Source organism: Stenotrophomonas sp. BR163, assembly GCF_047520985.2.
Taxonomy (GTDB): domain Bacteria; phylum Pseudomonadota; class Gammaproteobacteria; order Xanthomonadales; family Xanthomonadaceae; genus Stenotrophomonas; species Stenotrophomonas sepilia.
In genome coordinates, this window is the sequence record NZ_JAXBRE020000040.1 from 18,369 (window position 1) to 21,838 (window position 3,470).

A 3,470-nucleotide genomic window follows, 5' to 3' on the forward strand; every position below is an offset into this window, starting at 1 on the left:
CCCCCCCCCCCCCCCCCCCCGCCCCCCCCCCCCCCCCCCCCCCCACTACCACAGGCGCGGCACATCCGCCCATGGCAGCGCCTTCAATCATGCCTCGTTGGCCGGGCAGACGGTGGCGGCCGATTCGGCCGGCGCCGGGCGCAGGCCCAACGCGATCACCACGCCGAACAGTGAAAACAAGGCGGCACCGTATTCGGCGCGCACCAGCCCGGCCAGTGCACTCAGCGACCCGGCTGCACCCGCATCGGCATTGGCCACCATCACCAGCACCGCCAGGCCCAGCGCACCACCGATCTGCTGCGCGGTCGCCGCCATGCCAGATGCAACACCCTGCTGTGCGGACGGCACGCCCTGCCCGGCCACGATCCACATCGAGGTCCAGGTCATGCCCTGGCCGATGCTCAGCACTCCCACGCCGGGCAGCAGCGGCCAGAAGTTCGCGCCGTGCGGCAGCGTCGCGGCCACCCAGGCGATACCGATGGCGCCGGCCAGCTGCCCGACCACCAGCACCTTGCGCGCGCTCCAGCGCTGCAGCGTCCACTCGGCCAGCTGGATGCCGACCGTGCACACCGCGGTGGCGGGCAGGAATGCCAGGCCGGCCTGCAGTGGGCTCCAGCCGTAGCCGTCCTGGAAGTACAGCGCCATGAAGTAGTACTGCACCCCATAGCTGCTCATGAAGGCGAAGGTCAGCCCCAGTGCCGCGCGCAGTCCGGGCAGCCGCAGCAACGCGAACTGCATCAGCGGATCGCGGCTGCGCTGTTCGATCTGCACGAACGCCACCAGCAGCAGCACCGACAGCAGCAGGCAGCCCAGCGTGGCCGGCGCAGTCCAGCCCCACTCCGGCCCTTGCACGAGGGTAGTGACCAGCAGGCTGCCGCCGGCAGTGACGGTGATGCAGCCGGCCAGATCGAACGAGCGGCCCTGCGCACGCGGGCCATCGGCCGGCAACCACGCACCCGCAGCCACCGCGCAGGTGGTGGCCAGTGGCACGATCACCGCCAGCACCGCCGGCCAGCCGAACGCCTGGGTCAGCACGCCGCCGAGCAGCGTGCCCAGCGCCAGGCCCACCGCGCTGGCCATGCTCCAGATCGCCAGTGCACGGTTGCGCACCGGACCTTCCGCATACAACGTGTTGATCAGCGCCAGCGTGGCCGGGAACAGCAATGCCGCGCCGATGCCCTGCGCCGCACGCGCGATGATCAGCAGGGTGGCGTTCGGCGCCAGCGCGCCGAGCAGCGACGCCAGTGCGAACAGCAGCATGCCCAGCCGGTAGAAGCGGCGACGGCCGATCAGGTCGGCGGCACGGCCCCCCAGCAGCAGGCTGCCGCCAAAGGCCACGGTGTAGGCACTGACCACCCATTGCAGCTGCTGTGCGTTGATCTGCAGCGCGCGCCCCATGTCATGCAGGGCGACGAAGATGATGGTGGCGTCCAGGGCGATGATCAGCTGCGCGGTGGCCAGCAGGGCCAGCGCCCAGCGCGGGTACTTGAGGGGAGGCATCGACGCTCCGGTGCTGTGGGGGAGCGCAGTCTCATTGATGCAGAGCTATCAATAAACCCCTTTCCGTCCATATCTGTCATGATTTTCAGCATGAATGGAACCTCGATGGACCTCAATGCCGTGCGCATGCTGGTGCAGGTGGCCGAAGCACGCAGTTTCACCGTCGCCGCCGGGCAACTGGGCCTGAGCCAGTCAGGCCTGTCGCGCGCGATCAGTCGGCTGGAGGCCACGCTGGGGGTGAAGCTGCTGCAGCGAAACACCCGCAACGTGGCACTGACCCCGGATGGTCGCCAGTTCGTCGATCAGGTCGCGCCCCTGCTGTGCGGTCTCGAGGATGCCGAACGCCAGTTGGCCGACCGTCCGTGCACGCCCTCGGGCACCCTGAAGATCAGTGCGCCCTCGATGTTCGGGCGCAAGGTGCTGGTACCGCTGCTGGGGCCGATGCTGCAGCAGCACCCGCAACTGCAGGTGGAAGCCGTGCTCAACGACCGCCTGGTCGATCTGGTCGAGGAAGGTTTCGATGCCGCGCTGCGCACCGGCGTCATCGCCGACCAGCGCATCGTCGCGCGGCCACTGCGGCCGCTGCGCTGGGTGACGGTGGCCAGCCCGGACTACCTCGACCGCTGTGGCGCGCCCGACGATGTGGCCGCCTTGCGGGATCATGCCTGCCTGGCGGTGCGCAACCTGCGCAGTGGCCGGCTGGTGGACTGGCAGTTCCTGCAGGACGGCCAGCTTCATGATTTCACGCCACCGGCGCGGATGGTGTTCGACAGCGGCGATCCGCTGGTGGAAGCGGCGATCGCCGGCATCGGCATCGTGCAGGTGATGGATTTCGCGGTGGCCGACGCCTTGGCCGATGGCCGCCTGCAGCGCGTGCTGCAGCCGTTTGAGGGCCGCAGCCGCGCGCTGTCACTGATCTACCCGCCGTCGCGCCAGCATTCGCCGAAACTGCAGGTACTGGCCGACGCGTTGCTGGCTGGGGACTGGTAGATCCACGCCATGCGTGGATGGAGTTCGGCTTCGCGGTAGCGCCGGGCCATGCCCGGCGAGCCGCATCGCGGCGACGGAACGGAATGCCGCCGGGCACGGCCCGGCGCCCCGCCCGCCACTACCGGGTGCAGTAGATCCACGCCGCGCGTGGATGTGGACTTCGGTGCAGAGCCAGCGCGCGACGCAGCAAAAACTGATTCAGCCCAATTGGAGAAAGAACGCCCCGGTGCGTCCTACCGGAGAAAAATCAGGCTTATCCCGGAGGAACAGATACGCCATGCCGTCGGACAGTACGCCTTTTTGCGAAGGCAGAATGCCGTCGATGTCCGCGCCGTAGAGCATCAAGCGACGGCGACCGCCATTCCACGTCAAAGGTGATTGCAGCCATGCATCGACTCCATCCAGCTTGGAATCCAGGTTCTCATCATCGTCAGGTTCCAAACACTCCACACGCTCGATACGGCCGCGCTCAAGCGAGTCGCTCATGCATCGGCTTCTGGATGCGCCGCCACGCCTGTATGCGAGCACAACTGCGTCGCTAGTTCCCTGCACCGCGCGCAGCCGACGGAAGTGGGAATGATCCCGCGTATCGGTGGGGATGAAGACTGAGAACCAGAAATCCTCAGCAACGCCCTGCGGATAGAACCAATGTGCAGGGAGTGCCATCAGGTGAAAGAGCGCACGGCCTTCAACACAGGCTGGCCAAGGTATGTTCTCTGGAAGAAACGCACCGCCGCCAACGTATGCATCGGTTGGAGAGGCCTTTTCCTTGGTCAACAGCAGGCGGGTGTACATGGTGGGGTCGCCGAAAACTGCACGGACGTCCACGGTGCCAGCGCGCCTCGCCCCGGTTCAAGGCCAATAGCGACAGCCTTGAACAAGGGAGAGAATCGCCGCCGGGCATGGCACCGTGGACGTCCGTGCAGTTTTCGGCGACCCCACCATGTACACCCGCCTGCTGTTGACCAAGGAAAAGGCCT

3 protein-coding genes are annotated in these 3,470 nt (G+C 67.3%); 1 reads left to right on the forward strand and 2 read right to left on the reverse strand.

What is annotated here, in order from left to right; translation table 11 throughout:
- Positions 1-87: 87 nt before the first annotated feature.
- Entirely contained in the window at positions 88-1,500 is a 1,413-nt protein-coding gene (locus tag ACM0PY_RS19840; RefSeq protein WP_180885519.1) for an MFS transporter, read from the reverse strand.
- Positions 1,501-1,605: 105 nt separating this feature from the next.
- Here ACM0PY_RS19840 and ACM0PY_RS19845 point away from each other — a divergent pair, with 105 nt between their 5' ends.
- Positions 1,606-2,490 (forward strand): LysR family transcriptional regulator, encoded by an 885-nt coding sequence (locus ACM0PY_RS19845; protein WP_088497420.1) that lies wholly within the window; start codon positions 1,606-1,608, stop codon positions 2,488-2,490.
- 198 nt (positions 2,491-2,688) lie between these two features.
- Here the strand turns inward: ACM0PY_RS19845 and ACM0PY_RS19850 are convergent, their stop codons facing one another.
- A complete protein-coding gene (locus tag ACM0PY_RS19850) occupies positions 2,689-3,285 on the reverse strand; it encodes a hypothetical protein (protein WP_134970568.1) in 597 nt (198 codons plus the stop codon).
- Positions 3,286-3,470: the final 185 nt, after the last annotated feature.

Coding starts and splice junctions, on each gene's coding strand:
- ACM0PY_RS19845 (WP_088497420.1), top strand. CDS start 1,606: ATGGACCTCAATGCCGTGCGCATGCTGGTGCAGGTGGCCGAAGCACGC.
- ACM0PY_RS19840 (WP_180885519.1), bottom strand. CDS start 1,500: ATGCCTCCCCTCAAGTACCCGCGCTGGGCGCTGGCCCTGCTGGCCACC.
- ACM0PY_RS19850 (WP_134970568.1), bottom strand. CDS start 3,285: ATGTACACCCGCCTGCTGTTGACCAAGGAAAAGGCCTCTCCAACCGAT.